Genomic DNA, 24,877 nt, shown 5'->3' with positions numbered 1-24,877 from the left:
CCTGTTGCCCCCGCCGGGCAACATCGGATGCCATGAGGACGGCCGCTGAACCTGTCGAGGTCCGGCGGCCGTCCGCCGTCCGGGCGCTCACCACGCTGCTCGCCGTGACCGCGGCGGCCACCGTCGTGGTCGAGCTGCTCAACTACTGGTACGCCCCGGAGCAGGAGTTCGGTCTGGCCGTACGCACCGGCTGGGCGATGCTCCGGTCGCTCGGCTTCCTGCTGCTGATCGGGCAGGTGAACAAGGGCCGGGTGGGTGCGCGGCCGTTCGGGCTGATCCTGGCCGTGACCACGATCTTCGCGGTCGGGCGGCTGATCGTGCCCCGGCAGGGGGTGCCCGCGCTGCCGGGCCTGGTCGGGTTCGCCGTGCTCACCGCGCTCTGCGTCGCCGTGGTGGTGCTGCTCTACCGCTCCGAGGCGATCCGCGCGCACCTGGTCCGGCACCGCAAGGGCCTGGTCGTCGAGGGCGGGACGATCGCCTGGCGGGAGATGGCGCCGAAGCGCCCGCAGGCGAACGGCTGGCTGCTCACCGCCCGGGTCGCGGCGTTCACCTACAGCCCGCTGATGCTGGTGCCGGCGCTCGTCGCGACCGGCGCCGTACTGGACGGGCGGCTGGCCGCCGTACCGGCATTGATCTTCTGGTTCGGCGCCGGGATCGCGGTCAGCTACGCCGTGCTGTTCTGCACCGCCTTCCTGCTGCGCGACCGGGCATGGGCGCGCCGGGCGCTGGTAGTGGTCACACTCGGCGTCCTGGCGATCGACCTGCCGCTGTGCTGGTGGCTGCTCGGCACCGACGGCCTGATCCGCGACGGCGCCCCCCTGGTCACGGCGGCGGCCCTCACCTTCTACTCCCTGCACCGCGCCACCCGCAACCCACCCTCACTCGGTTGACCATGAAGTTGGCGGCTTATTCGATCTCCTTCGCTGCCGTCAACCTCATGATCGTCGCCCGGGGCGGGGTGCGGCGGGGCAGGATGAGGGGGTGTGGGACGTCGTGGTGGTGGGGGCCGGGCCGGCCGGAGCGGCCGCAGCGCTCGGCGCGCGGCGGGCCGGGGCGGCGCGGGTGCTGCTGCTCGACCGGTCCAACTTCCCCCGCGACAAGGCGTGCGGAGACGGCATCGCCGCGCACGCGCTGGACGTCCTCGCCGAGCTGGGCGTGACCGGGGCGGTCGACGGCTACGCACCGCTGCCCGCGCTGCGCCTGGTCGGCCCCGGTGGCGGCACCGTCGCCCGGACGCTGCCCCGGCCCGCGTACACGGTGCCCCGCCAGGTGTTCGACGCGCGCCTGGTGGCAGCGGCGGTGGCGGCCGGCGCGGAGTTGCGGCGGCACACCGTACGCCGGGTGGACATCGCCGCCGACCGGGTGGTGCTCGACGGAGAGCTGTCCGCACGGGCGGTGGTCGGCGCTGACGGCGCCGGATCGGTGGTACGGCGCGCGCTCGGCCACCCGGTCAACCCGGACCGGCACCTGGCGCTCGCCATCCGGGGCTACGCGCCCACACCGGCCGGGCCGCCCGAACAGCTCATCGTCACCTCGGCGGCGCGCTGGCCCGCGTACGCCTGGGCCTTTCCGATCGGCGACGGTCGCGCGAACGTCGGGTACGGGGAGGTGTTGCGCGGCGAACCGCTGACCCGCGCGCACCTGCTGGACCGGATGGCCGCGCTGCTCCCGGACGTCGACCCGGCCACGGTGACCGGCCTGCGGGCCCACCACCTGCCGCTGTCCACCCACCGGCCCGCGCCCGGCCGCGGACGGGTGGTGCTGGCCGGGGACGCGCTGTCGCTGATCAACCCGTTCACCGGCGAGGGCATCTTCTACGCGCTGCGCTCCGGAGCGCTCGCCGGCGCGGCGGCGGCCGGCTCCCCGGCCGAGGCCGCCCGGGCGTACGCCGCCGCGCTGCGCGCCCGGCTCGGCACCCACCTGCGGCACAGCTCGGTGGCGGCGTGGCTGGCCCGGCGGCGCCGGGTGGTCGACGCGGTGGTCGGCGCGGCCCGGCGGGACGAACGCGTCTACCGCACCGTGGTGGAGCTGGGACTCGGTGACGGCCGGCTGGACGCGCGCACCCTGATGGCGATCGGGGCGGACCTGCCGCGACCACGCCGGACCGGCGCACAGTCAGGTGATATGCCACCGAGACACTGATCTCTCCCGCGGGTCGCTACCCTGCAAGGTGATGACTCTGCGGAAACTCCTCTACTCCGTGTACGAGCGCCGGCTGACGGCGAAGCTCGCGGGCAAGCCCGTACCCGCACACGTCGGCGTGATGTGCGACGGCAACCGCAGATGGGCCCGGGAGATGGGCTTCGTCGACCCGAACGACGGCCACCGGATGGGCGCCGAGCGGATCAAGGAGCTGCTCCGCTGGTGCGACGCGGCAGGCGTCGGGCACGTCACACTCTGGCTGCTCTCCACCGACAACCTGTCCCGCCCGGCCGCCGAGCTGGACCCGCTGCTCCAGATCATCGAGGACCTCACCACCGAGCTGGCGGAGGAGGGCAACCCCTGGCGGCTGCGGATGGTCGGCGCGCTCGACGTGCTGCCGGCGCAGCACGCCGCCGCGCTCAAGGCCGCCGAGGAACGCACCCGCGACCGCGACGGCGGGGCTCAGGTCAACATCGCAGTCGGGTACGGCGGGCGGCGCGAGATCGCCGACGCGGTCCGCTCGCTGCTGGTGGAGCACGCGGCGAACGGCGGCACGATCGAGGAGCTGGCCACCTCGATCAACGTCGACCACATCTCCGAGCACCTCTACACGAAGGGGCTGCCGGACCCGGATCTGATCATCCGGACCAGTGGCGAGCAGCGGCTCTCCGGCTTCATGCTCTGGCAGAGCGCGCACTCGGAGTTCTACTTCTGCGAGCTGAACTGGCCCGACTTCCGCAAGGTCGACTTCCTGCGGGCCCTGCGCTCCTACGCCACCCGCCAGCGCCGCTTCGGCACCTGACCCCCGGGCGCCCCCACCCGCCGCCCTCTCGCCCCGCCCCGCCCTCGCCCCGGCGATCTTGCACTTTCGGCCCCGAGGGCGGGGCTTTTGCCCTGCTTTGCCGGGGCGGCAAGTGCAAGATCGCGGGGGAGAAACCGCGGGGGCGGGGGTGTCAGCGGAGGTGGGGCAGGGCGGCGGTGAGGAAGTCGGCCAGGGCGGCCGGGGAGTCCAGAGTCAGGTCGGCGGCGTCGGCCACCTCGTGACCGGTCTCCGGGTTGGCGACGGCGACGCAGACACCGAGGAAGTCGGGATCGGCGGCGGCGCGGGCGCGCAGCGCGGCGAACGCCTTGATGTCGGAGACGTCGTCGCCGAAGTACCAGGCGCCACCGGCGTCCCGGACCGTCTCGCCGATCACCATGCCCTTGTCCCGGTCGACAGGGGGCTTCAGTTCCAGCACCATCCGGCCCGGCTGGGCGCGCAGGCCCAGCCGCTCGGCCTGGGCCCGGCCCCACTCCTGCACCAGGTCGCCGAGCTGCGGGGCGGTACGCCAGTGCAGCGCCACGGAGAGCCGCTTGAACTCGACGAGCGCGCCGGGCGGCAGTTCGGCGCGGGCCTGCTCGGCCAGCTCCGACATGGTCGGCACCCACGGCAGGGCGGCCGGCTCGGTGACCGTCTCGCCGCCGGAGTGGCTGTGCTCCAGGCCGTAGAGCCCGTACAGGTCGATGCCGGCGAGGCCGCCGAGGTGGTCACGCAGGAAGTCCACCGGGCGGGCGGAGACGATGGCGATCCGGCGGACGTGCGGGGCGAGCGCCTCCAGCGCGGTGAGCACGTTGGGCGCGGGCCGTACGGCCGTGGGGTCGTCGTCGACGGGCGCCAGTGTGCCGTCGAAGTCGAAGAAGAGGACGACGTCACCCGCGCGGTCAGCGGTCGCACGCCATGCGTGCTCCGCGTTCAACGGGGTCTTCGGCTGCTGGTTGCCCAGATTCAACGGCGGCACGCGCGTCAGCGTACCCCGCGCCGGGCGGCGTATTCGTGGCCGAGATGTGACGTCGGAACGACGTGGGGATCAGCGTTCGGCGGCTCCTCGTCCCCGGCGACCGAACGGCACCACGGCCGCCTCCTGCCCGTGGCTGAGCAGGTAGCCCTCCACGAAGCCGGTGTTGCGGTCGCCGGTGTGCGCCTCGATCTCGTTGAGCCGCGCCACCAGGAACTCGGTGAGCGCGCTGACCCGGTCGTTGAGCCGATCGTGCAGCTCGGCGACGACGGCGAGGATCACCGCGGTGCCGGCCGTGGTGAGCGCGAAGAGGTTGACGACCAGGGGAAGCTGCCCGCCGTCCAGTACGCCGACCACCACGTTGCCGGTCACGCACGATGTCAGCGACACCACCGCGACCACGACTGCCAACCATTTCAGGGTCATGGACAGACCCCTCCTTCTGTCCCGCAGGGCTGGGTTCGGCTGTGTCCCGTCCCCCCGCCGATGACGAGCCCCTAGCAGTACAAACGTGGACGCTAGCGGGTCCGATCCGTCCCCGAGGCGAAACGATCGGGTCCGACCTTCCGTTCTTTCGCCATCTGAGGAACTACCCGGCTTGTTTACCCCTATTTCGGACACCGCCCGGCAGAGTCGGGCGATATGCGAGGTAACGAATGGTTTCTCGAATGTGGAACTTCTCCGCGTCGGACACGTTCGGATCGACCAGCCGGCGCAGCAGCGCCTCCACGTCCGGGTCCATCGGGGGCGGGGTCGGCGCGGTACGCGGTCCGGCGGCCCGGTCCCAGCCGAGCGCGATGAACGCGGCGGCGGGGTCGAGCCCCAGCCCTTCGCAGAAGGCGACGACGCGTTCCGCCTCCGGGTCGCTGGCCCAGTCGCCGCGTACCCATCGGTTGATGGTCTGGCGGGAGACGCCGGTGCGCCGGGAGACCTCGGTGCCGCTCCAGGCCCGCAGTGCGCGGGCGTCGTCGAGCGCGCGCCGGACGAAGGTGGCGAACGCGATCTTCCGTGCGTTGGTCGTCTCGGTCACCCCGTGACGGTACGGCCAGTCGGTCCCTAGAGGACGGCTCGGCGCGCTGCTGTCACGCCGACGTGACGATGATCCGGGATTTCCGGTAAACGATTCAGTGCTGCTCCTGAGGGGTGTCACCCGGGCAGAATAGATGGACACGAGTACGGCGGCAAAGGCCTGAAAAGCTGATACTGTCACGCTCATGAGACAACTTACGGTGTGTCACGTGCTTGAGACGACGAGTGCTCACATGCGTCACTCCGCGGGTGCCGAGGGGGTTTCGTGACCGAGCTCGCGACACGTGCCCAGGCTTTCGGGCTGATCGCGGACGGAGTGTCCGCCGGGCTGAGCGCCCCCTGGCGTCTCTATCTCGCCCGCGGGTGCCGGTATCTGTCACTCAGCGTCGGCGACCGGGGGGAGTGGGACGCCTGGCGGACCCACCTCGGCTGCCCGGAGCTGAGCGTGCGGGTCTACGACTCCGGCGGGGAGATCCGCCGGGCGTCGGTGGCCGAGGTGATCCTCGACGGCTGCCGGATCAGCGTGGAGCTGGTCGAGGAGGTCAGCACCGACGATCTGGAGCGCCTGCTGGTGGTCGACCCGCTGCCCGGGGCGGACGAGCGATGACCCCCTTTCTCGCCGTGGTGCTCGTTCTCCTGCTCGGCTCCACCTGCTACGCGGCCGGGCGCCTGCACGGTCAGCTCAGCTACCGCATCGGCTACCGGTTCGGTTACCGCCAGGGCTACTTCGACGGTGACCGGGGCGCCTGGAACCGCCGTCGGCGAGATGCCCAGGCGGCGATCGCCTCGGCGCTGTCCGGTCCCGGCCCGACCGTGGTGACCTCGGCCGGGCGCTCGGCCGTGCCGTTCGCCGGCACCGCCGTACCCGCAGCGGTCGCCGCCCGGCCCGGCTCGGCCCCGGCCGTCCGCGTCACCGCCACGGCCCAGCTCGGCGCCGTCGGCCGGGTGGGCACCACGTACACCGGATCGTCGTTCGGCGCGGCCGGCGCCGGACCGCGGGCCGGCACGCTGGTGCGCCGCCAGGGCTGAGGCCCGCGCCGCGTCGCGGCGCCGCAGTGGACGACCGGCCGGGGTGCGCGCAGGGGGCATGCATCCCGGCCGGTTCCGGTCCGCCGGTCACTCGAACGGGTGTACGTCCGGCGAAGACCGAACGATGATCCACGCGCACCTCTAGCCCCGCGGCCCCGGTGCGATTAGCGTCTAGGCATGGCACGGGGTTTTCCCGGGCCAGCCGGACAGCCCGGACCTGCGTCCTCGCGCACGGGGCCCGCATCCGACCCCGTGTCCTCCGGGCACCGGAAGAGGCGGAACTCGGGTGGCCGGGTGCCCATCCGCGGAGCAGGCCTGTGACCACTCGCCGTACCCCCGCCGGAGCCGAGCAGACCCCGGCCTCGACCGCCCCGACCCGCCGGACCACCCGCAGCCGCCGCGGCGCCGCCGCCGCGGAGGCCGAGGAGCCCCGACCAGCCGGCCCGGCCTTCGTCCTGGACACCTCGGTCCTGCTGTCCGACCCGGCGGCCTTCCACCGCTTCGCCGAGCACGAGGTGGTGCTGCCGCTGGTGGTGATCTCCGAGCTGGAGGGCAAGCGACACCACCCCGAGCTGGGCTGGTTCGCCCGCCAGTCGCTGCGCATGCTGGACGAGCTGCGCGTGCGGCACGGCCGGCTGGACCGCCCGGTGCCCGCCAACGACCAGGGCGGCACGCTGCGGGTGGAGCTGAACCACACCGACGACGGGGTGCTGCCGCCCGGCTTCCGCAACGAGTCGAACGACGCGCGCATCCTGTCCGTGGCGCTCAACCTGGCCGCCGAGGGGCGTGAGGTCACGCTCGTCAGCAAGGACATGCCGCTGCGGGTGAAGGCGGCCTCGGTGGGCCTGCGCGCCGACGAGTACCGGCACGGTCAGGCCAGCGACCCGACCTGGACCGGGATGGCCGAGCTGGACCTGGCCGAGGAGGAGATCGGCCGGCTGTACGCGGGCGAGACGCTCGACGTCGACGCCGCGGCGGGCCTGCCCTGCCACACCGGCCTGGTGCTGCACTCCGGGCGGGGCTCGGCGCTGGGCCGGGTGCTGCCCGACAAGACCATCCGGCTGGTCCGGGGCGACCGGGAGGCGTTCGGTGTGCACGGGCGCTCGGCGGAGCAGCGGGTCGCGCTCGACCTGCTGCTGGACGAGTCCATCGGCATCGTGTCGCTCGGTGGGCGGGCCGGCACCGGCAAGTCCGCGCTGGCGCTCTGCGCCGGCCTGGAGGCGGTGATGGAGCGGCGCCGGCACAAGAAGGTGATCGTGTTCCGCCCCCTGTACGCGGTCGGCGGCCAGGAACTCGGTTACCTGCCCGGGTCGGAGTCGGAGAAGATGTCGCCCTGGGCGCAGGCCGTCTTCGACACGCTCGGCTCGGTGGTGCACGAGAACGTGCTGGAGGAGGTCACCTCGCGCGGGCTGCTGGAGGTGCTGCCGCTGACCCACATCCGCGGCCGGAGCCTGCACGACGCGTTCGTCATCGTGGACGAGGCGCAGTCGCTGGAGCGGGGCGTACTGCTCACCGTGCTGTCGCGCATCGGCCAGGGGTCGCGGGTGGTGCTCACCCACGACGTGGCCCAGCGGGACAATCTGCGGGTCGGCCGGCACGACGGGGTGACGGCGGTGATCGAGGCGCTGAAGGGGCATCCCCTCTTCGCGCACGTCACGCTCAGCCGATCGGAGCGTTCTCCGATCGCCGCCATGGTCACCGACCTGCTGGAGGACATCCCCGGCTGAGCGCCGCTTTTGCCCTACTTTGTCCGCATTTTTAGGGTGACGCAGATCACTTTTGAGCCCGGCCATTTCCCACCGGCCTCACTGTGCGCAATGGTGTCCATCGAGCGTCACCTACCACTCGGGAGCCGGACACGGCCCGGAGTCACACCGGTACCGGTGCGCTCACGGCACCCGGCGTGACCCGACCCGGCCATGCGCGTGCCGTGTCCCTGCCCCCGACGAAGGGAAACTTCGTGAGTCGGCTGTGGAGCCGGTTCGGCGCCCGTACGGCCGCTGTCGCGCTGCTCTCCGTGGGCGTCGCCAGCGGCTTCTATCTGGGCGAGGATCGACAGACCCAGCAGCAGGGCCTGACCGCGCAGGTCGGCCTGAAGGTCGACCAGACGGAGTACGCGTACCAGCGCGACCGGCTGTCCGACCACCGCGTGGACTCGTCCCGGCAGCGTGCCGCCGAGTACCAGGCGAAGCTGCGTGCCGCCGCGGCGGCGAAGGAGGCCGCCGAGCGGGCCAGGAAGGCCGAGGCGGCCGCCGCCACCCGCAAGAAGGAGCGGGCCGCGGCCGAGGAGGAGGCGGAGGCGAAGGCCAAGCCGTACGACGGCCCGATCCCGTCCTCGTGCGCTGAGTACAGCGGCAACCGGAAGATCGGTTGCGCCATCATGCTCGACAAGGGCTTCGGCATCGACCAGTTCCCCTGTCTGGACAAGCTCTGGACCAAGGAGAGCGGCTGGAACCCGAAGGCCTCCAACAGCTCCTCCGGGGCGTACGGGATCCCGCAGGCGGTGCCGGGCAGCAAGATGGCCTCGGTCGCCGACGACTGGAAGACCAACCCGGCGACCCAGATCACCTGGGGTCTCGGCTACATCAAGGGCCGGTACGACACTCCCTGCGGCGCCTGGCAGAAGTCGCAGAGTTCGGGCTGGTACTGACATCACCACGACGGCGGGACACGCGGACAGACCCGGGTGTCCCGCCGTCGTCGTACCGCCGTCCGACTGGCGGCCTGCCGCATTTGCTGATAGCTCTTGGTAGGTGACCTGGCACGGCGGCCCCAGTGGCGACCCCTACCGGTTCGGCACCGACGCGTTCTATGCGGCGCTCGGCCGGGCCTTCGTCGCCATGTGCGCGGTCGTCCCGGTGCTGTTCCTCATCGAGGCGCTCGACGTCGGCCTGCGACTCGGCCTGGACTACACCGCCGGCATCATCCCGCAGCGGCTCCAGGGCCTGGACGGCGTCTTCTTCTCGCCGTTCCTGCACGCCGGCTGGAACCACCTCTACAGCAACAGCATCCCGCTGATCCTGCTCGGCACGTTCGTGCTCGCCGCGGGCACCCGCCGGTTCCTCTGGTCCACCGCCGTCATCATCCTGGTCAGCGGTCTGGGCGTCTGGTTCACCGGCTCACCCAACTCGGTGGTGGTCGGTGCCAGCGGCGTGATCTTCGGCTACCTCGGCATCCTGCTCACCCGGGGCGTGGTGGAGCGGAGCTGGTGGAACTTCGCCGTCGGCCTGCTGGTCGGGTTGCTCTACGGCTGGCAACTGCTCGGCATCCTGCCGACCGACGAGCGCATCTCCTGGCAGGGCCACCTGTTCGGGCTGCTCGGCGGCGTGGTCGCGGCGATCCTGTTCCGCCGCCGCAACGACACCGGCGAGTCCGACCGCCTCGGCTCACCGAGGATGACGCTGCCCTGACGGCGCGTTGATCGAACCGCGGGACGTCCTTGCCCGCGGCCACCTGCCCGCCTACCGTTTCCGCATCAGCACGGGGTGATCCCGAAGCGGAAAGTGACGGTACGCCATGCGCGAGGTCGATGTCGCCGTGATCGGGGCCGGTCCCGCCGGGCTCTTCGCCGCCTACTACGCCGGTTTCCGTGGACTCTCCGTGTCGGTGATCGACGCGCTGCCCGAGCCGGGCGGTCAGGTCACCGCGATGTACCCGGAGAAGCTGATCCTCGACGTCGCCGGCTTCCCCGCGATCAAGGGCCGCGAGCTGGTCACGAACCTGGTCGCCCAGGCCGCGCCGTTCCGTCCCGACTACCGGCTCGGCGTACGCGCGGAGAAGCTGTCCTACCTCGACGGCCGGCCGGTGCTCGGTCTCGCCGGCGGTGAGCAGCTCAGCTGCGGCGCGGTGCTGGTCACCGGCGGGCTCGGCAGCTTCACGCCCCGGCCGCTGCCGGTCGCGGAGAGCTTCACCGGCGGCGGCATCGTCTACTTCGTGCCGCAGCCCACCGAGTTGACCGACCGGCACGTGCTCATCGTCGGCGGCGGTGACTCGGCGTTCGACTGGGCGGCCACGCTCGCCCCGCTGGCCCGGTCGGTGACGCTTGTGCACCGGCGGGACCGCTTCCGGGCGCACGCGGCCACCATCGAGCGTGTCCGCGCGCTGCCGGTGCGGATCGTGGTGAACGCCGAGGTGAGCCGGCTCTACGGCGAGGAGACGGTCACCGGCGCCGAGCTGACCGTACGCGGCGGCGAGGTGGAGACGCTGCCGGTGGACACCGTGGTGGCCGCGCTCGGCTTCACGGCCGACCTCGGCCCGCTCGCCGAGTGGGGGCTGAACCTCGACCGCCGGCACATCGTGGTGGACAGCGCGATGGCCACCAACCTGCCCCGGGTGTTCGCGGCCGGGGACATCACCGAGTACCCGGGCAAGGTCCGCCTGATCGCCACCGGCTTCGGTGAGGCCGCCACCGCCGTCAACAACGCGGCTGTCGTCATCGACCCGACCGCGCACCTGTTCCCGGGTCACTCCTCCGACGGCACCTGACGCCGACCGGCGTCAGGGCAGGCCGACCAGGTCGGCCATCAGGCCGATCTGGTGGTCGAAGTACTCGTCGCGGTGCGGCAGCGCCCGGTTGATCCGGCCGAACAGCTCGAAGCTGATCAGCCCGAACAACTGGGTCCAGCCGGCCATGCCGCGGGCCAGCAGCGCGGGCGGCACGTCCATCCCGATCAGCTCGACCAGTTCGGCCACGTCGCCGCGCAGCGGCTCGGGCAGTTCCTCGTCGGACGGGGCGAGCCGGCCGGAGGCCAGGCCGTCGCGCAGGATGCCGACCAGGGTCACCGGAGGGCGCTGGGCCGGCACGACGGTGTCGTCCGGGGCCGCGTACCCGGGCACCGGGCTGCCGTAGAGCAGCGCGTACTCGGCGGGGTGGTCGAGCGCCCACGCGCGGGCGGCCCGGCAGGCGGCGAGCCAGCGTCCGCGCAGGTCGGCCTGGTCGGCGGCGGCGTCGGCCGCCTCCACCGCGTCGCCGAGCGCGTCGTACGCCTCCAGGATCAGCGCGGTGAGCAGGTCGTCGCGGCTGGGGAAGTAGCGGTAGATCGCCGAGGAGACCATGCCGAGGTCGCGAGCGACCGCGCGCAGGGAGAGGTTCGCGCCGTCGGTGTCCAGGTGGCGGCGGGCGACCGTCTTGATCTCTTCGATCATCCCGGCGCGGACCCGGGCGCGGAGCGAGGGAGCGACCATGTCCCCACTCTGCCACGACGAGAGCAGCAATCAAAAGAGAGAGCACTGCTCTTGACTTGGGCCGCTTCCGTGAGTCATGCTCTGTTCCGAGAGCGGTGCTCTCGATTCGAATTACTGCTTCAGTGAAGGTGGACCTGTCATGGCACTGCACGTGATCGTCGGCGCCGGCCCCGTCGGCACCGCCACCGCCCGCCTCCTCGCCGAACGCGGCGAGCGGGTGCGGGTGGTCACCCGGCGCGGCACCGGCCCCGAGCACCCGGCGATCGAGCGGGTGGCCGCCGACGCCGCCGACGCGGACCGGCTCGCCGCGCTGACCGAGGGCGCGGACGCGCTCTACAACTGCGCCAACCCGCAGTACCACACGTGGCCGACGGACTGGCCGCCGCTGGCCGCCGCCCTGATCACCGCCGCCGAGCGCAGCGGCGCCGTGCTCGCCACAGTCGGCAACCTCTACGGGTACGGCCCGGTCGACGCCCCGATGACCGAGGCGACCCTGCTCGCCGCCACCGGCGTCAAGGGCCGCGTCCGCAACCGGATGTGGGCCGACGCGCTGGCCGCCCACCGCGCCGGCCGGGCCCGGGTCACCGAGGTACGCGGCTCCGACTACATCGGCCTCGGCGGCACCTCGCTGCCCATGATGGTGCTGCCCAAGGTGCTCGCCGGGCAGCGGGTGTTCCTGCCGGTCGCCTGGGACGCGCCGCACACCTGGACGTACGTGGGGGACGTGGCCCGTACCCTCGTCGCCGCCGCCACCGACCCGCGCGCCTGGGGACGGGCCTGGCACGTGCCCAGCGCGCCCCCGATGTCCATGCGGGCGCTCGCCGAGCGGGCGGCGAAGCGGGCCGGGGCGCCGGCGCCCCGGCTGACCCGGATGCCCTACCCGGTGCTCTGGCTCGGTGGTCTGGCCGACCCGTTCGCCCGGGAGATGCGGGAGACCGCGCACCAGTTCGCCGGGCCGTTCGTGATGGACTCCACCGCGGCCAGCGAGACGTTCGGGATCGAGGGGACGCCGCTGGACCGGGTCGTCGACGAGATGGTGACCGGCCTGCGCGCCGCCGCGCCCGCCGCCGCCCGCTAAGGGCGGCGGGTCGGGCCGAAGGCGGCGACGAGCACCGCGACCAGAGTCAGCGCCGCGCCGAGCAGCGTGTCCAGGCCGGGGTGCGAGGCGGCGGTGGGCAGCAGCAGGTCCAGCAGCACCGCGCCGACGATCTGCCCGGCGATCGTGGCCAGGCCGAGCAGCAGCACCCCGGTGAACCGGACGAGGGCGGCGGCCAGCGCGATGAACACGATCCCGAGCGGGCCGCCGAGATAGAGCCACGGCTCGTCCGGGAACGCGCCTGCCGGCCGTCCGCGTACCGCCAGGTCCACCGCGAAGGTGACGAGCAGCGCCGCCGTACCGACTGTGAAGTTCACGAGCGTGGCGGTCATGGCACTGCCCGCCGCCGCCCGGACCCGACCGTTGACCGCCTGCTGCCAGGCGATGCCCACCCCCGCCGCCAGCGGCAGCAGCGCCAGCGCAAGCGCGTGCGGGTCGCCGAGCCGGTCGCCCACCGCCAGCAGGACGGCGAGCACAGTGAGCACCGCGCCGATCAGCCGGTTCGGGGTGACCGGCTGCCGGCCGGCCGGGCCGATGCCGGCCCGGTCGACGAGCAGGCTGCTGCCGGACTGCCCGGCCACCACCGCGACGGTGAAGACCGCGACGCCGAGCGCGCCGATGGTCAGCCCCTGCGTCGCCACCAGGAACGCGCCGCAGACGCCGCCCAGGCATTGCCAGGGCCGCAGCGCGCCGGAGCGCAGCGCGCCGCGCAGGGCGGCCAGTCCCCGCCGGCCACCGGGGGTGGCGGGGACCAGCACCAGCAGGATCAGCAGGCCCACACCGAACGAGACCACCGCGGCGGCGATCCCGTCGGCCAGGCGTACGCCCAGCTCACCGTTGATCCGGGACTGCACGGCGACCATCACGCCCGAGGCGGTGGCCAACCCGACACCGGCGACACGTCGCCCGGTCGACAGCGTCTGCGGTGCCGGTGGTGCCGCCGTCCCGGTCCGGCTCACTCCTGCTCGGCCAGCGGGCGTCCGTCGAAGTCGACAGCCGAGTAGAGGGCGAGCTTCTCCAGGCGGTGGTACGAGTCGATCACCCGGATGGTGCCGCTCTTGGAGCGCATCACGATCGACTGGGTGTACGCGCCGCCGGAGCGGTAGCGCACGCCGCGCAGCAGGTCGCCGGAGGTGACACCGGTGGCCACGAAGAAGCAGTTGTCGCCGGTGACCAGGTCGTCGGTGAACAGCACCCGGTCCAGGTCGTGCCCGGCGTCCAGCGCCTTGCGACGCTCGTCGGAGTCCTTCGGCCAGAGCTTGGCCTGCATCATGCCGCCCATGCACTTGAGCGCGCACGCGGCGGTGATGCCCTCCGGGGTGCCGCCGATGCCCATCAGCACGTCCACGTCCGACTCGCCGCGGGCCGCCGCGATGGCGCCCGCGATGTCCCCGTCGGAGATGAGCCGGATCCCGGCACCGGTACGCCGGATCTGCTTGATCAGGTCGTCGTGGCGCGACCGGTCCAGCACGCACACGGTCACCTCGGCGGCGTCGGTGCCCTTGACCTTGGCGATCCGGTTGATGTTCTCGGCCACCCCGGCGTTGATGTCCACCACGTCGGCGTACATCGGGCCGACCGCCAGCTTCTCCATGTAGAAGACGGCGCTCGGGTCGAACATCGCGCCGCGCTCGGCGACCGCGAGCACCGCCAGCGCGTTCGGCATGCCCTTGCTCATCAGCGTGGTGCCGTCGATCGGGTCGACCGCCACGTCCACCTCGGGGCCGGTCCCGTCGCCGACCTCCTCGCCGTTGAACAGCATGGGGGCGTTGTCCTTCTCGCCCTCGCCGATCACCACGACGCCGCGCATCGGGATCGAGTTGATCAGCTTTCGCATGGCGTCGACTGCTGCGCCGTCGCCGCCTTCCTTGTCGCCCCGGCCGACCCAGCGGCCGGCGGCCATCGCCGCGGCCTCGGTGACCCGGACCAGATCGAGGGCGAGGTTGCGGTCGAGATCCTGGGGCGTCCGCGTCCTGGTGGTTGTCATGGCGGCCTCCTCGCGACGTTGCGGGGTGGGACCGGCGGCCACCGCCGCCGGTTTTGTCGCTGATCCTCACACGATCTCAGGTTCGCCGTCCCGGCGGGGCGGAGGAGGCCAGGATCACGTCACCCGGTGGGCTGCGACAATGGCCGGGTGGAAGCCGCACAGCCTGCCGACCGCACACCGACCGACGCCACCCCGCCGGAGGGCCAGCCGCCGGTCCGACCGGACGGCGCCCCGGCCCCGTCCGAGGGTCAGCCCGCGCTCGTCGCGGACCGGGGCGAGCCGGCCCCCGCGGTGGACACCCCCGCGCCGCCGGCGGGCAAGGAGAAGGCCCGCTCCGAGCGGTCGCCGAAGGACATGGCGCTGTCCCTGCTGATCCTGCTGGTCCCGATCGCGCTGCTGCTCGCCTTCTACCGGGGCTTCCTCGGCGGCGACTCGCCGGTCACAGTCGACCCGGCGCCCGCGCTGGAGCAGGCCCGCTCCGCGAACGCCTTCCCGGTCAGCGAGCCGACCGGGCTGGGCGACGACTGGCGTACGGTCAACGCCCGCTTCCGGACCGAGGCGGACGGCTCGACGCTGCGGATCGGGTACGTGACCCCGGAGGGCCGGGGCGCGCAACTCGTGGAGAGCAACGTTCCGGCGGAGAAGCTGCTGCCGGCCGAGCTGACCGAGGGGCAGCCGCAGGGCGCGGCCGACCTGCCCGGCGGGCTGAGCTGGCAGCGCTACACGGCACGCGGCAACGAGCAGGCGCTCGTCCTGCTGGAGCCGAACCGTACGGTGATCGTTGTCGGTGACGCGGGGGAGACGGAGCTGCGCAAGCTCGCCACGTCGCTGCGCTGACGTCCTCCCTCCGGGGGACGCGGGATTGCGGAACCCCGCTTCCGGGAACAGAAGGGACATCGAGCCCGGACGACCCACCTGGAGAGGTTGACGTGAAGATTCGACGCTTCAGCGCCACCGCGTTCGCCGCGGCGCTGCTCATTCCCGGCCTGGCGGCCTGCAACGGCAACGGGACGACGTCCGACGCCTCCGCGACCCCGAGCGCCTCCGGCAGCGTCGCACCGAGCGCCACGGCGTCCAGCAGCGCGGCCAAGCAGGCTCTGCTCGACTCCACGAACGCGATCCGTGAGGGGAACTTCAAGTTCTCCATGACCGGCGCGGGCTCCACCGCCGAAGGGCAGGTGCACGAGCCGAGCCAGAGCGCCGACATGCGGATGACCATCGGCGACCCGTCGTCGGACCTGATGATGAAGCTGGACCTGATCCACGCCAAGCCGGACAGCTGGGTCAAGCTGGAACTCGGCGGCACCGCTGCGGCGCAGATCCCCGGCGTGAAGAACCTCAACACCGGCAAGTACCACCACCTCGACCAGAACCGGGTCAAGGGCAACCGGGCGCTGGGCTTCGACTTCGAGAAGCTCGACCCGGCCGGCAGCGCCGTGCTCACCCAGGGCATCACCGAGGTACGGCAGACCGGCGAGGGCGCGTACGAGGGCACCGTCGACGTGTCGAAGGCCGCCGAGGCGGGCTCGCTCGACCCGGCCGTGATCACCGCGCTCGGGGCGCAGGCCCAGTCGGTGCCGTTCACCGCCAAGGTCGACACCCAGGGCCGGCTCAGCGAGATGGTGCTCAAGATTCCGGCCGCCGGGCAGATCGCCGCGCAGGACCTGAAGATCACCTACACCGACTACGGCAACGCGGCGCCGGCCCAGAAGCCCTCGGCCGACCAGGTCGTCGAGGCCCCCGCCGAGCTGTACAACCTGTTCAACTGAGGTCTGCGGTGGGGTTCGGCGATCGCGCCGAATCCCACCGTCACTCCTCGGCGCGCTGGCGAGCGGCGTCGATGCGGGCGCGGGCGCCGTCCAGCCAGCGCTGGCACACCCCGGCGAGCTGCTCGCCGCGCTCCCAGAGGGCGAGGGACTCCTCCAGCGAGGTGCCGCCCGCCTCCAGCTTCTCCACCACCGAGGCCAGCTCGGCGCGGGCCTGCTCGTAGCTGAGCTGTTCGTCCTGCTTCGTCCCGGTCATCGTCTCTCTTCCCTCAGCCGTCGACGGTGGCGGTCAGCTCGCCCTCGGCGAGGCGTACCCGCAGTGGATCGCCCTTGGCCACCTCGGAGGCCGCGCGGACGACGTGGCCGTCGACGCGCTGCACGATCGCGTAGCCGCGCTCCAGCGTGGCCGCCGGGGACAGCGCGCGCAGCCGGGCCAGCGTGTGCCGCAGGTCGTCGGTGGCGCCCCGCAGCCGATGCTCCAGGGACCGGCCGGCGCGGTCGCGCAGCGCGGACACGTCCACCGCCCGCTGCTCGACCATCACCTGCGGCCGGGCCAGCACCGGGCGGGAGCGCAGCAGGTCGATCCGGTGCTGCTCCCGGTCGACCAGGTGACGCACCGCCCGTTCGAGCCGGGACCGGGCCTGGCCGATCAGCCGGGTCTCCTCGGTCAGGTCCGGCACGACGCGCTTCGCCGCGTCGGTCGGGGTGGAGGCGCGCACGTCGGCCACGTAGTCGAGCAGCGGCGCGTCCGTCTCGTGGCCGATCGCGCTGACCACCGGCGTGCGGCAGGCGAAGACCGCCCGGCACAGCGCCTCGTCGGAGAAGGGAAGCAGATCCTCGATGCCCCCGCCGCCCCGGGCGATGACGATCACGTCGACGGCCGGGTCGGCGTCGAGCACCTTGAGCGCCCCGACGATGTCCGGCACCGCGCTCGGCCCCTGCACCGCCACGTTGATCGTGCGGAAGTCGACGGCGGGCCAGCGGCGGCGGGCGTTGGTCAGCACGTCCCGCTCGGCCGCCGAGGCTCGGCCGGTGATCAGGCCCACCCGGCCCGGCAGGAACGGCAGCCGCCGCTTGCGGGACCGGTCGAACAGGCCCTCGGCGGCGAGCAGCTTCTTGAGCTTCTCCAGCCGGGCCAGCAGCTCACCGAGGCCGACCTGGCGGATCTCGTCGGCCCGCAGGCTGAGCGTGCCCCGCGCGGCGTAGAACTCGGGTTTGGCGTGCAGCACCACCCGGGCGCCCTCGCGCAGCTCCGGCGCGCCCGCGTCCAGAACGTCGCGGTTGGTGGTGACGGTCAGGCTGAGATCGGCCGACGGGTCGCGCAACGTGAGGAAGACGGTGCTCGCGCCGGGGCGGCGGCTGATCTGCGCCACCTGGCCGTCGACCCAGACCCAGCCCAGGCGGGCGATCCAGGCGCCCACCTTCTGGCTGACCACCCGGACCGGCCACGGCTCCTCGGCCGTGCTGCGCCCGTCCGACCTGCTCTGCCCGTCCGACCTGCTCTGCCCGTCAGACGTGCTCCGCCCCTCCTCGCCCGCGCTCACCCGCCCACCCTACGGCCCGGGACCGACAGCACCCGCGTGCGCCTCGCGGCCGCTGCCGCGCGGGAGGGCGGCACGTACGATGGGCGGGTGACTGACGCTGAGACGACTCCCCGGACCGGCAAGCGCGTGCTCCTGGCCAACCCCCGCGGCTACTGCGCGGGTGTGGACCGGGCGGTGCAGACCGTCGAGGAGGCGCTGAAGCTCTACGGCGCGCCGATCTACGTGCGCAAGCAGATCGTGCACAACAAGCACGTGGTGCGCACGCTGGAGGCCCAGGGCGCGATCTTCGTGGAGGAGAACGAGGAGGTGCCGGAGGGCGCCACAGTCATCTTCTCCGCCCACGGCGTCGCCCCCGAGGTCTACGAGCAGGCCAAGCAGCGCTCGCTGCGGGCGATCGACGCCACCTGCCCGCTGGTCACGAAGGTCCACCACGAGGCCCGCCGGTTCGCCGCGCAGGACTACGACATCCTGCTCATCGGCCACGAGGGGCACGAGGAGGTCATCGGCACCGCCGGTGAGGCGCCCGCCCACATCCAGCTCGTCGACGGCCCGGACGGCGTCGACAAGGTCACCGTGCGCGACCCGGAGAAGGTGGTCTGGCTCTCCCAGACCACGCTGTCGGTGGACGAGACGCTGGAGACCGTGGCCCGGCTCAAGAAGCGGCTGCCGCTGCTCCAGTCGCCGCCCAGCGACGACATCTGCTACGCGACCTCCAACCGCCAGCACGTGGTCAAGGAGATCGCCCCCGAGTGCGACGTGGTGATCGTGGTCGGTTCGCGCAACTCCTCGAACTCGGTCCGGCTGGTCGAGGTGGCGCTCGACGCCGGGGCCCGCGCCGGCTACCTGGTCGACTTCGCGCACGAGATCGAGGACGCCTGGCTGACCGGCGCCCGGACCGTGGGTGTGACCTCCGGCGCGAGCGTGCCGGACGAACTGGTCCAGCAGGTGCTCGCGCACCTCGCCGAGCGCGGCTTCGGCGACGTCGAGGAGATCACCACCGCCGACGAGCGGCTGACGTTCTCGCTGCCGCAGGAGCTCAAGCGCGACATGAAGGCCGCCGCCGCGGCCCGCGGCTGACCGGGAACGGATCGGCCGTCGGCCGCGTCCAACAAACCATGAAGACTCCTCGTACGGTGCTCGTCGCACTGCTCGCCGGTCTCGCGCTGACCGCCTGCGCCGCACCCGGCGACGGGTCCGCCGATTCCAACCCGAGCCCGAGTACGACGGGAGCCGCCCCGGTGACCAGCCAGCCCGACCCCGGCACCAGCCCGAGCCGTCCGGACCCCTCCTGGAAGGGCGGGCCGTCGACCCCGCCGGGTGTCGGCGGCACCGTCATCAGCGGCACGGTGCAGGCCGGCGTCGAGCCGAACTGCCTGCTGCTCGACGGCCACCTGCTCGTCGGTGGCCCGCGCGACGTGCTCAAGGCCGGCGCCCGGGTCGAGGTCACCGGCCGCCCCGAGCCGGGCATGATGACCACCTGCCAGCAGGGCACCCCGTTCGTGGTCGAGTCCGCCCGCCCCGCCTGACGACACGAAGGAGCCCCACCCCCTACGAGAGGGGACGGGGCTCCGTCGTGTCAGCGGATCAGTCGACCGAGACGACCTCCACCGAACCGCGGCCGACGACCGCGCCCTCGGTGGTGGTGACGGCCATGTCGCCGTACAGCTCCCGGCCGGCGGCCGGGGTGGACAGGGCGGTCACCGCACCGGTGAGGGTGGCGGTGGCGCCGTTGGCCAGGGACAGCGGCGTGGACGGGGCGGAGAGCGTGCCCAGCGCCGGGGACGCGAACGAGTCCCGGTAGTCGTACGCGGTGCTCGGGTCGCTCATCGAGTAACCGTCGACCACGACCCGGTAGGTGCCGGGCGCCGGGTTGGTCAGCGTCACGGCCTCCTCCGAGTCACCGTCGGCTGCCTGCCCCACCTGGGTGGTGCCGCGGAACACCGTCAGGTCCAGGTCGGCGCTCAGGTCGGACGGGTTGCCGATCCGGGCGGTGAACGAGGTGGCGCCCGCGGGCACCTCCACCACGTACTCCTGGCTGGCGCCCTCGGTGATGCTCGGCCGCTCGGTCCGGACGCTGGCCAGCGGGCCGCCGACGCCGGTCACCTGGACCGGGCCGAAGGTGTTGGTCAGGCTCCAGCTCACCGGGGACGGGGTGCCGGCGGTGACCGACGGGAGCTGGACGACGGCCGGCTCCACCTTGACGCCCTGCACGCGGGCCTGGAGCCGGAACGGGTTGTCCAGCGCCGGCGAGGTGCGACGCGCCTCCACCTCGATCTCCCACACGCCCGGCAGCGGGTTCTGGTAGTCCCGCTCCTGCGGCTTGCAGACCGCGGCGTCGGAGAAGTTGGTGTAGCAGGCGGTGCTGGCGGTGCTCTCGACCGGCACGCCGTACGGGTTGATGGCGATGAACCGGGTCTGCGAGCCGGTCGCGATGCCGGACAGGTTGACCTGGAGCGCGCCCGCACCCGGCGGGACGGTCACGAAGTACGACCGGAAGCCGTTGCGCTCGACCGAGCCGTCGGCCGAGAACGAGAACGCCGGAGCGGCGACCGGGTTCGAGGCGATCACGACGGTGGCGACCTCGAAGTCGACGACGGAGGTGGCCGGGTCGTCGACGGTCATGATGGCGCCGTGCGCGCCGGCCGTCATCGGCTTGGCCTTCACCTTGACCGTGACGGTCTTGTTCAGCGGCAGCCAGACCACCTTGGGGGCGCTGTAGGTGCCGTCGTTGCCGCGGAAGGCGACCTCGTGCTTGACGCCCTTGTTCGGGCCGCTGGTACGGGTCAGCTTCACCTCGTAGTGGCGGCTCTCCTTGACCTTCTGGCCACCACGGTCGGCGGCGCAGCGGTTGTAGAGGCCGGTGCCGACGTTCGGGTTCGGCACGAACGTGCCGGAGGCCCGGTCGTAGCGGGTCAGGTTCGGCGACAGCTCGGTGCAGACCGGCGCCTCGGAGGTGTAGGTGGGGGTCTGCACGCCCTTGGCGAGCAGGCTCCACGCGCCCGGCACGTTGAACATGCCGTAGCCCTGCGCGTACGTCGGGACGCCGGTGATCGGCTGGCCCGAGGTGTAGACGGCCCGGCGCAGCGCGGCCGGGGTGACGCCCTTGCCGGTCGCCTTGGCGGCCGACAGCAGCAGCGCGGCGGCGCCGGTGGCCTGCGGGGCGGCCATCGAGGTGCCGTTGAGCATCTGGTAGCCCGGGGGCAGCGGGTAGCCCGCCTCCGGCACCGGGCTGCCCGCCTGCCAGGTCGGCGCGGTGGAGATGGCCGAGCCGGGGGCGGTGATGTTCGGCTTGAAGCCGCCGTCCTCACGCGGGCCGCGCGAGGAGAAGTTGAACAGCGCGTTGTCCTTGCGGACCACCGAACCGTAGTTGGCCAGCCAGGTGTCCTTGCTGACGCTCGCCGCGACGCTCACCACGTCGGTGGCGACCGACGGGTCACCGACCGTGTTCACGCCCGGACCGGAGTTGCCGGCCGAGATGAACAGCTGCACACCGTAGGTGTTGATCAGGTCGTTGTAGAGGACCGCGCGGGCGTTCGAGCCGTCGTTGAGCGCGGGCAGACCGCCGATCGACATGTTCACCACGTCGACCTTGCGGTTGATCACCAGGTCGGCCATGCCGGTGGTGAGTGCCGCCGCGGTGCAGCCGCCACCCCACGAGCAGGCGCGGGCGGAGACCAGCTTGGCGCCCGGGGCGGCGCCGTCGAAGGCGCTGTTACCCAGCATGTCGTTGGCGGCGGTGATGCCGGCGACGTGGGTGCCGTGGGTGCTCTCGATGATGCCGATGTTGACGTAGTCGACCAGACCGGGGCCGCCGACCGGGGCGGTGTTCACGTTGCGCCGGTACTCGACGACGAACGGGATCTGCTCGCGTACCGCGGTGGCGGGGTTGTCGGTGCCGAAGCGTCCGACCTGGAACCGCTCCTTGTACGGCCGCATCACCTCGTCGTCGGTGAAGTCGTTGTTCTGGTTCGCGTCGACGCGCACGTCACCGTTGGCGGGGTTGTAGAGCACGCCCCAGAAGTCGGTGGTGTCGCCGTCGCGGTTGAGGTCACCCCGCGCGTCGCTGTTCGCGGTGATGTTCTCGCGGAAGACGTTGAACCGGTAGTTGCCGGCCGGTGCGGTCCACGTGCCGAGCGAGGTGGTGAACGCCGGGCCGCTGACCTCGGTCAGCATCGGCCGCCAGGAGGCGTCCTCCAGCGGGTCGGTGGCGGTGACCCAGTCGACGATCTTGCGCTCGCCGGTGGTGGTCGTCTGGAGCGCCGGCTGGTCGAGGTCCACACCGGAGTCCATGATGCCGATGGTGACGCCGCGGCCGTCCCACTCCGGGTGCGCGGCCTTGAAGGCCTCCGCGCCGGTCTCGTTGGTCGGCATGTACGGGTTCACCGCACCGGTGTCACCGCCCGGCCCGGCCAGCGCCTGAGCCTGGGTGGCGGACTTGGCGCCCTTCGGTGCCGCCTCGGGCGCCGGGTCGGGGAGCTTGATGGTCTCGTCCAGGTCGACGGCGGCGACACCGGGCAGCGTGGCGGCCTTGAGCGCCTTCGCGGTGGGGACCTTCGCCAGCACGTAGCCGATCTGGTCGTACCGCTGGCTGACAGTGGCGCCGAGGCCGGTCAGGCCGTCGACGACCTTCTCGGCCGAGCCCTTCTTCGCCGCGATGATCATCGTGACGGTCGGCGCGTTCTTCGCCTCGGCCTCGTCGAGCAGCTTGGCGTCGTGTGCGCCCAGTGCCTTCGCGGCGGCCGGCAGCGAGGGGTCGGCGGCGGGGGCGGCGCTCGCGGTACCGGCGCCACCTCCCACGGTCAGGGCGCCGGCCGCGAGGACCGAGGCCAGAAGCGCGGCGGACGGTCGCCGGCTGCGCGTGCGGGGTCTACTCAACGTTCTCTTCCTCCAGAGAACAGGGCCCTCGTGGGGCAGGGCACGTGTGACGGTGATCCTGCGTGTCACGACGACATGTGTCACTACCCGGCCTCGGTTTGTGATCAGTCCGTGACACGGATCGGTCTACGTCACCGCGCGTGCCGTGTTAGGCGTCGACGTCCGTCGACCTTTCGGCCGATGTGGACGGCGTGCCCAGCAACTCGGGTGCCTGCGGCTGCCTCGGCGCCAGCTCGACCTGCGCCGGCGCGGCCAGCTCGTCGTCGGAGACGCCCAGCTCGGCCAGCTTGCGGGCGCTGACGAGCACCCGCGCCTCCAGCGACCCCACCGCCCGGTTGTACGCCGTCACCGCACCGCTCAGCGAACTGCCGAGCTTGCTCACGTGGTCGCCCAGTGTGGACAGCCGCCCGTACAGCTCGCGGGCCAGCGAGTGGACGGTGGCGGCGTTACGCGCCAGCGCCTCCTGCCGCCACGAGTAGGCGACGGTGCGCAGCAGCGCCACCAGCGTGGCCGGCGTGGCGAGCACCACGTTGCGGGCGAACGCGTGCTCCAGCAGGGACGGGTCGCGTTGCAGTGCCACGTCGAGGAACGGGTCCGCCGGCACGAACAGCACCACGAACTCGGGCGTCTGGTCGAACGCCGACCAGTAGGACTTGGCCGCCAGGCCGTCCACGTGCGCGCGCAGGTGCCGGGCGTGCGCGTCCAGGTGGGTGTCGCGCCCCCGCTCGTCGCGCGCCTCCATCGCGGTCAGGTACGCGTCGAACGGCGCCTTCGCGTCCACCACCACCGTCCGGCCGCCGTGCAGCCGCACCACCAGGTCGGGGCGTACCCCCTGGTGGTCGGTCGCGGCGGTGACCTGCTCGCTGAAGTCGCAGTGTTCGAGCATGCCGGCGGCCTCGACGATCCGGCGGAGCTGGTGCTCGCCCCAGCGGCCCCGCACCTGCGGCGCGCGCAGCGCGGCGACCAGCTGCTTGGTCTCGGTGCGCAGCTCGCCGGAGACGGCGCTCATGGACCGCACCTGCTCGCGCAGTTCGGCGTACGCGTCGACGCGGTCCCGCTCCAGCTCCGCCACCCGCTGCTCGTAGCGGCGCAGCGTGTCGTGCAGCGGCGCGACCGCGCGGGCCACCGCCTCCTGGGACTGCGCTGTCGCCTCGTAGCTGAGCGCCCGCATGGACTGCTCCAGCCGGCCCTCGCCGGCCTGGGTGGCGGCGAGTGTCGCCTCCAGGCGGGCGATGTCGGCCGCCGCGCGCGCCCGCGCGGCCAGCCAGCCCACCGCGCCGCCCGCGGCGAGGCAGAGCACCACCACGGCCAGCGTCGCAAAGCTCATGGCCAAGAGCTTGCCAAACGGGTACGACGAGCGCCCGGTGGGTACGTTCGAGTCATGGAGTTCGCGTTGTGGCTGGTCCTGATCCTGCTGCTCGGAGGTGCGTTCGTGTTCTGGCAGAGGGGGAGCAGATCGCGCCGGGCGAACGAGCTGGCCGACGCCCGCGCCGAGGCGCAGCGCTGGTACGAGCGGCTCGGCGGCCAGCTGATGAACCTGCACGGCGACGCCCCGGCGGTCCGGCAGGCGCTCGCCGACGCCGGTGAGCGGTACAACGCGGCCGGTTCGCAGCTGGAGCAGGCGACCACGCCGCGCCAGTTCGGGCTGGCCCGGGAGACCGCGCTGGAAGGGCTTGCGTACATCCGGGCGGCGCGGACCGCGATGGGCATCGACCCGGGCCCGGAGCTGCCGCCGCTCGCCGCTGCCCAGGGCGCCGGCGCGCTCACCAAGGAGCGCCAGGTCGACGTGCAGGGGCAGACGTTCCGGGCCGGCCCGCAGCCGGGGAACGCGACGCCCTACTACTACCCGGGTGGCCGGTTCCAGGGGCGGCCGGTGCCGGCCGGCTGGTACTCCACGCCGTGGTGGAAGACCGCGCTCGGCGCAGGCGTCGGTGTGGTCGGCGGTCTCCTGATCGCGGACGCGCTGTTCTCACCCGCGTTCGCCGACCCCGGGTACGACGCCGGCTACCAGGAGGGCTTCGGCGACGGCCAGGACTTCGGCGACCAGGGCGGCGACATGGGCGGCGGCGACACGGGCGGCGGTGGCGACTTCGGCGGCGGCGGCGACTACGGCGGCGGCGACTTCGGTGGCTTCGGCGGCGGGGACTTCGGTGGTGACTTCGGCGGCGGCGACTTCTAGGCGACGCCGCCGCGTCAGGCGCCGCGCGCCAGGCGCCCGCGCGTCGGGCACCGCTCGCGTCGGGCACCGCTCGCGTCGGGCACCGCTCGCGTCGGGCACCGCTCGCGTCGGGCACCGCTCGCGTCGGGCACCGCTCGCGTCGGGCGCCGCTCGCGGCGCGCCGGGCGCAGGCGTTAAGTGAGTGTTTGAGATTTGGGGTGTGGCGGCGTGTCGGGTTGAGGTGAGGGAAGGCCCTCGGTAGGTCCGGTGGTGTCGAGCCAACCGTTTCCAT

Annotated in this window: 25 protein-coding genes; 15 read left to right on the top strand and 10 right to left on the bottom strand. The window is 72.8% G+C overall.

Annotated features, from left to right (window positions below; all coding sequences use genetic code 11):
* Window positions 1-32 precede the first annotated feature (32 nt).
* The 3 genes from FB454_RS18665 (at window position 33) to FB454_RS18655 (ending at window position 2,944) form a co-directional block, all read left to right on the top strand.
* Window positions 33-890, top strand: a complete 858-nt coding sequence (locus FB454_RS18665) for a hypothetical protein (protein ID WP_013284058.1) — start codon at window positions 33-35, stop codon at window positions 888-890.
* 91 nt (window positions 891-981) lie between these two features.
* Window positions 982-2,142 (top strand): geranylgeranyl reductase family protein, encoded by a 1,161-nt coding sequence (locus FB454_RS18660; protein ID WP_013284059.1) that lies wholly within the window; start codon window positions 982-984, stop codon window positions 2,140-2,142.
* 31 nt (window positions 2,143-2,173) lie between these two features.
* Window positions 2,174-2,944: an isoprenyl transferase gene (locus FB454_RS18655; RefSeq protein WP_013284060.1), complete on the top strand. Its 771-nt coding sequence runs from the start codon at window positions 2,174-2,176 to the stop codon at window positions 2,942-2,944.
* Between the two features lie 151 nt (window positions 2,945-3,095).
* On the opposite strand, the gene otsB is transcribed toward FB454_RS18655, so the two are convergent.
* The 3 genes from otsB to FB454_RS18640 all read right to left on the bottom strand — a co-directional run bounded on the left by otsB (window position 3,096) and on the right by FB454_RS18640 (window position 4,947).
* Window positions 3,096-3,920 carry a trehalose-phosphatase gene (otsB, locus tag FB454_RS18650; protein WP_013284061.1) on the bottom strand — a complete coding sequence of 275 codons (825 nt, stop codon included), beginning with the start codon at window positions 3,918-3,920 and terminating at the stop codon, window positions 3,096-3,098.
* Between the two features lie 69 nt (window positions 3,921-3,989).
* Entirely contained in the window at window positions 3,990-4,343 is a 354-nt protein-coding gene (locus tag FB454_RS18645; protein WP_013284062.1) for a hypothetical protein, read from the bottom strand.
* Between the two features lie 163 nt (window positions 4,344-4,506).
* Entirely contained in the window at window positions 4,507-4,947 is a 441-nt protein-coding gene (locus FB454_RS18640) for an XRE family transcriptional regulator (protein ID WP_013284063.1), read from the bottom strand.
* 264 nt (window positions 4,948-5,211) lie between these two features.
* On the opposite strand from FB454_RS18640, the gene FB454_RS18635 reads away from it, so the two are divergent.
* From FB454_RS18635 to FB454_RS18610, 6 genes are all read left to right on the top strand, one after another.
* A complete protein-coding gene (locus tag FB454_RS18635; protein ID WP_013284064.1) occupies window positions 5,212-5,553 on the top strand; it encodes a hypothetical protein in 342 nt (113 codons plus the stop codon).
* On the top strand, window positions 5,550-5,975 hold the full coding sequence (locus FB454_RS18630; RefSeq protein ID WP_145823241.1) for a hypothetical protein: 426 nt from the start codon (window positions 5,550-5,552) through the stop codon (window positions 5,973-5,975). The genes FB454_RS18635 and FB454_RS18630 overlap by 4 nt, the downstream gene beginning before the upstream one ends.
* 317 nt (window positions 5,976-6,292) lie before the next feature.
* The gene (gene phoH2, locus FB454_RS18625; RefSeq protein ID WP_013284066.1) at window positions 6,293-7,702 is read left to right on the top strand and encodes an RNA 5'-3' helicase PhoH2; all 1,410 of its coding nucleotides are present in this window, start codon (window positions 6,293-6,295) and stop codon (window positions 7,700-7,702) included.
* 233 nt (window positions 7,703-7,935) lie between these two features.
* Window positions 7,936-8,625: an aggregation-promoting factor C-terminal-like domain-containing protein gene (locus FB454_RS18620; RefSeq protein ID WP_186461618.1), complete on the top strand. Its 690-nt coding sequence runs from the start codon at window positions 7,936-7,938 to the stop codon at window positions 8,623-8,625.
* A gap of 103 nt (window positions 8,626-8,728) precedes the next feature.
* Entirely contained in the window at window positions 8,729-9,385 is a 657-nt protein-coding gene (locus FB454_RS18615; RefSeq protein WP_013284068.1) for a rhomboid family intramembrane serine protease, read from the top strand.
* 106 nt (window positions 9,386-9,491) lie between these two features.
* Window positions 9,492-10,460, top strand: a complete 969-nt coding sequence (locus FB454_RS18610; RefSeq protein ID WP_013284069.1) for an NAD(P)/FAD-dependent oxidoreductase — start codon at window positions 9,492-9,494, stop codon at window positions 10,458-10,460.
* A gap of 12 nt (window positions 10,461-10,472) precedes the next feature.
* On the opposite strand, the gene FB454_RS18605 is transcribed toward FB454_RS18610, so the two are convergent.
* Window positions 10,473-11,159, bottom strand: coding sequence for a WHG domain-containing protein (locus tag FB454_RS18605; protein ID WP_145823239.1), 687 nt, complete (start codon window positions 11,157-11,159; stop codon window positions 10,473-10,475).
* A gap of 139 nt (window positions 11,160-11,298) precedes the next feature.
* Here FB454_RS18605 and FB454_RS18600 point away from each other — a divergent pair, with 139 nt between their 5' ends.
* Complete coding sequence (locus tag FB454_RS18600) at window positions 11,299-12,237, top strand: NAD-dependent epimerase/dehydratase family protein (protein WP_145823238.1); 939 nt, start codon at window positions 11,299-11,301, stop codon at window positions 12,235-12,237.
* On the opposite strand, the gene FB454_RS18595 is transcribed toward FB454_RS18600, so the two are convergent.
* Window positions 12,234-13,214 carry a DMT family transporter gene (locus FB454_RS18595; protein WP_091330198.1) on the bottom strand — a complete coding sequence of 327 codons (981 nt, stop codon included), beginning with the start codon at window positions 13,212-13,214 and terminating at the stop codon, window positions 12,234-12,236. The two genes, FB454_RS18600 and FB454_RS18595, sit on opposite strands and share 4 nt — an antisense overlap.
* Window positions 13,211-14,242 (bottom strand): class II fructose-bisphosphatase, encoded by a 1,032-nt coding sequence (glpX, locus tag FB454_RS18590; RefSeq protein WP_013284073.1) that lies wholly within the window; start codon window positions 14,240-14,242, stop codon window positions 13,211-13,213. Before glpX ends, FB454_RS18595 begins: the two co-directional genes overlap by 4 nt.
* Window positions 14,243-14,389: 147 nt before the next feature.
* Between glpX and FB454_RS18585 the strand changes: the two genes are divergently transcribed.
* Together FB454_RS18585 and FB454_RS18580 are read left to right on the top strand one after the other, a co-directional pair.
* The gene (locus tag FB454_RS18585) at window positions 14,390-15,079 is read left to right on the top strand and encodes a DUF4245 domain-containing protein (RefSeq protein ID WP_030270737.1); all 690 of its coding nucleotides are present in this window, start codon (window positions 14,390-14,392) and stop codon (window positions 15,077-15,079) included.
* 92 nt (window positions 15,080-15,171) lie between these two features.
* On the top strand, window positions 15,172-16,011 hold the full coding sequence (locus FB454_RS18580) for a hypothetical protein (protein ID WP_145823237.1): 840 nt from the start codon (window positions 15,172-15,174) through the stop codon (window positions 16,009-16,011).
* Between the two features lie 40 nt (window positions 16,012-16,051).
* Here the strand turns inward: FB454_RS18580 and FB454_RS18575 are convergent, their stop codons facing one another.
* Both FB454_RS18575 and xseA read right to left on the bottom strand, forming a co-directional pair.
* Window positions 16,052-16,264, bottom strand: a complete 213-nt coding sequence (locus tag FB454_RS18575) for an exodeoxyribonuclease VII small subunit (protein WP_013284076.1) — start codon at window positions 16,262-16,264, stop codon at window positions 16,052-16,054.
* A gap of 13 nt (window positions 16,265-16,277) precedes the next feature.
* Window positions 16,278-17,444 (bottom strand): exodeoxyribonuclease VII large subunit, encoded by a 1,167-nt coding sequence (gene xseA / locus FB454_RS18570; protein ID WP_030270740.1) that lies wholly within the window; start codon window positions 17,442-17,444, stop codon window positions 16,278-16,280.
* Between the two features lie 195 nt (window positions 17,445-17,639).
* Between xseA and FB454_RS18565 the strand changes: the two genes are divergently transcribed.
* The gene (locus tag FB454_RS18565) at window positions 17,640-18,629 is read left to right on the top strand and encodes a 4-hydroxy-3-methylbut-2-enyl diphosphate reductase (protein WP_030270742.1); all 990 of its coding nucleotides are present in this window, start codon (window positions 17,640-17,642) and stop codon (window positions 18,627-18,629) included.
* 38 nt (window positions 18,630-18,667) lie between these two features.
* Complete coding sequence (locus FB454_RS18560) at window positions 18,668-19,078, top strand: hypothetical protein (RefSeq protein WP_145823235.1); 411 nt, start codon at window positions 18,668-18,670, stop codon at window positions 19,076-19,078.
* Between the two features lie 58 nt (window positions 19,079-19,136).
* Here FB454_RS18560 and FB454_RS18555 read toward each other — a convergent pair whose 3' ends face one another.
* Both FB454_RS18555 and FB454_RS18550 read right to left on the bottom strand, forming a co-directional pair.
* Window positions 19,137-22,427: a S8 family serine peptidase gene (locus FB454_RS18555; protein WP_145823234.1), complete on the bottom strand. Its 3,291-nt coding sequence runs from the start codon at window positions 22,425-22,427 to the stop codon at window positions 19,137-19,139.
* A 148-nt stretch (window positions 22,428-22,575) separates the two neighbouring features.
* A complete protein-coding gene (locus FB454_RS18550) occupies window positions 22,576-23,754 on the bottom strand; it encodes a DNA recombination protein RmuC (RefSeq protein ID WP_145823233.1) in 1,179 nt (392 codons plus the stop codon).
* A 54-nt stretch (window positions 23,755-23,808) separates the two neighbouring features.
* Between FB454_RS18550 and FB454_RS18545 the strand changes: the two genes are divergently transcribed.
* Window positions 23,809-24,606: a hypothetical protein gene (locus FB454_RS18545; RefSeq protein ID WP_145823232.1), complete on the top strand. Its 798-nt coding sequence runs from the start codon at window positions 23,809-23,811 to the stop codon at window positions 24,604-24,606.
* The last annotated feature ends 271 nt before the right edge of the window (window positions 24,607-24,877 follow it).

It is taken from the genome of Micromonospora sp. CNZ297 (genome assembly GCF_007827625.1).
The sequence above is the reverse complement of the archived record's forward strand: the minus strand, read 5'-3'. Positions and strand labels throughout refer to the sequence as shown.

What these genes read in the sequence shown, in the direction of transcription:
- FB454_RS18665 (WP_013284058.1), top strand. Translation starts at nt 33, where the DNA reads ATGAGGACGGCCGCTGAACCTGTCGAGGTCCGGCGGCCGTCCGCCGTC.
- FB454_RS18655 (WP_013284060.1), top strand. Translation starts at nt 2,174, where the DNA reads ATGACTCTGCGGAAACTCCTCTACTCCGTGTACGAGCGCCGGCTGACG.
- FB454_RS18645 (WP_013284062.1), bottom strand. Translation starts at nt 4,343, where the DNA reads ATGACCCTGAAATGGTTGGCAGTCGTGGTCGCGGTGGTGTCGCTGACA.
- FB454_RS18630 (WP_145823241.1), top strand. Translation starts at nt 5,550, where the DNA reads ATGACCCCCTTTCTCGCCGTGGTGCTCGTTCTCCTGCTCGGCTCCACC.
- FB454_RS18610 (WP_013284069.1), top strand. Translation starts at nt 9,492, where the DNA reads ATGCGCGAGGTCGATGTCGCCGTGATCGGGGCCGGTCCCGCCGGGCTC.
- FB454_RS18605 (WP_145823239.1), bottom strand. Translation starts at nt 11,159, where the DNA reads ATGGTCGCTCCCTCGCTCCGCGCCCGGGTCCGCGCCGGGATGATCGAA.
- FB454_RS18600 (WP_145823238.1), top strand. Translation starts at nt 11,299, where the DNA reads ATGGCACTGCACGTGATCGTCGGCGCCGGCCCCGTCGGCACCGCCACC.
- glpX (WP_013284073.1), bottom strand. Translation starts at nt 14,242, where the DNA reads ATGACAACCACCAGGACGCGGACGCCCCAGGATCTCGACCGCAACCTC.
- FB454_RS18575 (WP_013284076.1), bottom strand. Translation starts at nt 16,264, where the DNA reads ATGACCGGGACGAAGCAGGACGAACAGCTCAGCTACGAGCAGGCCCGC.
- FB454_RS18560 (WP_145823235.1), top strand. Translation starts at nt 18,668, where the DNA reads ATGAAGACTCCTCGTACGGTGCTCGTCGCACTGCTCGCCGGTCTCGCG.
- FB454_RS18550 (WP_145823233.1), bottom strand. Translation starts at nt 23,754, where the DNA reads ATGAGCTTTGCGACGCTGGCCGTGGTGGTGCTCTGCCTCGCCGCGGGC.
- FB454_RS18545 (WP_145823232.1), top strand. Translation starts at nt 23,809, where the DNA reads ATGGAGTTCGCGTTGTGGCTGGTCCTGATCCTGCTGCTCGGAGGTGCG.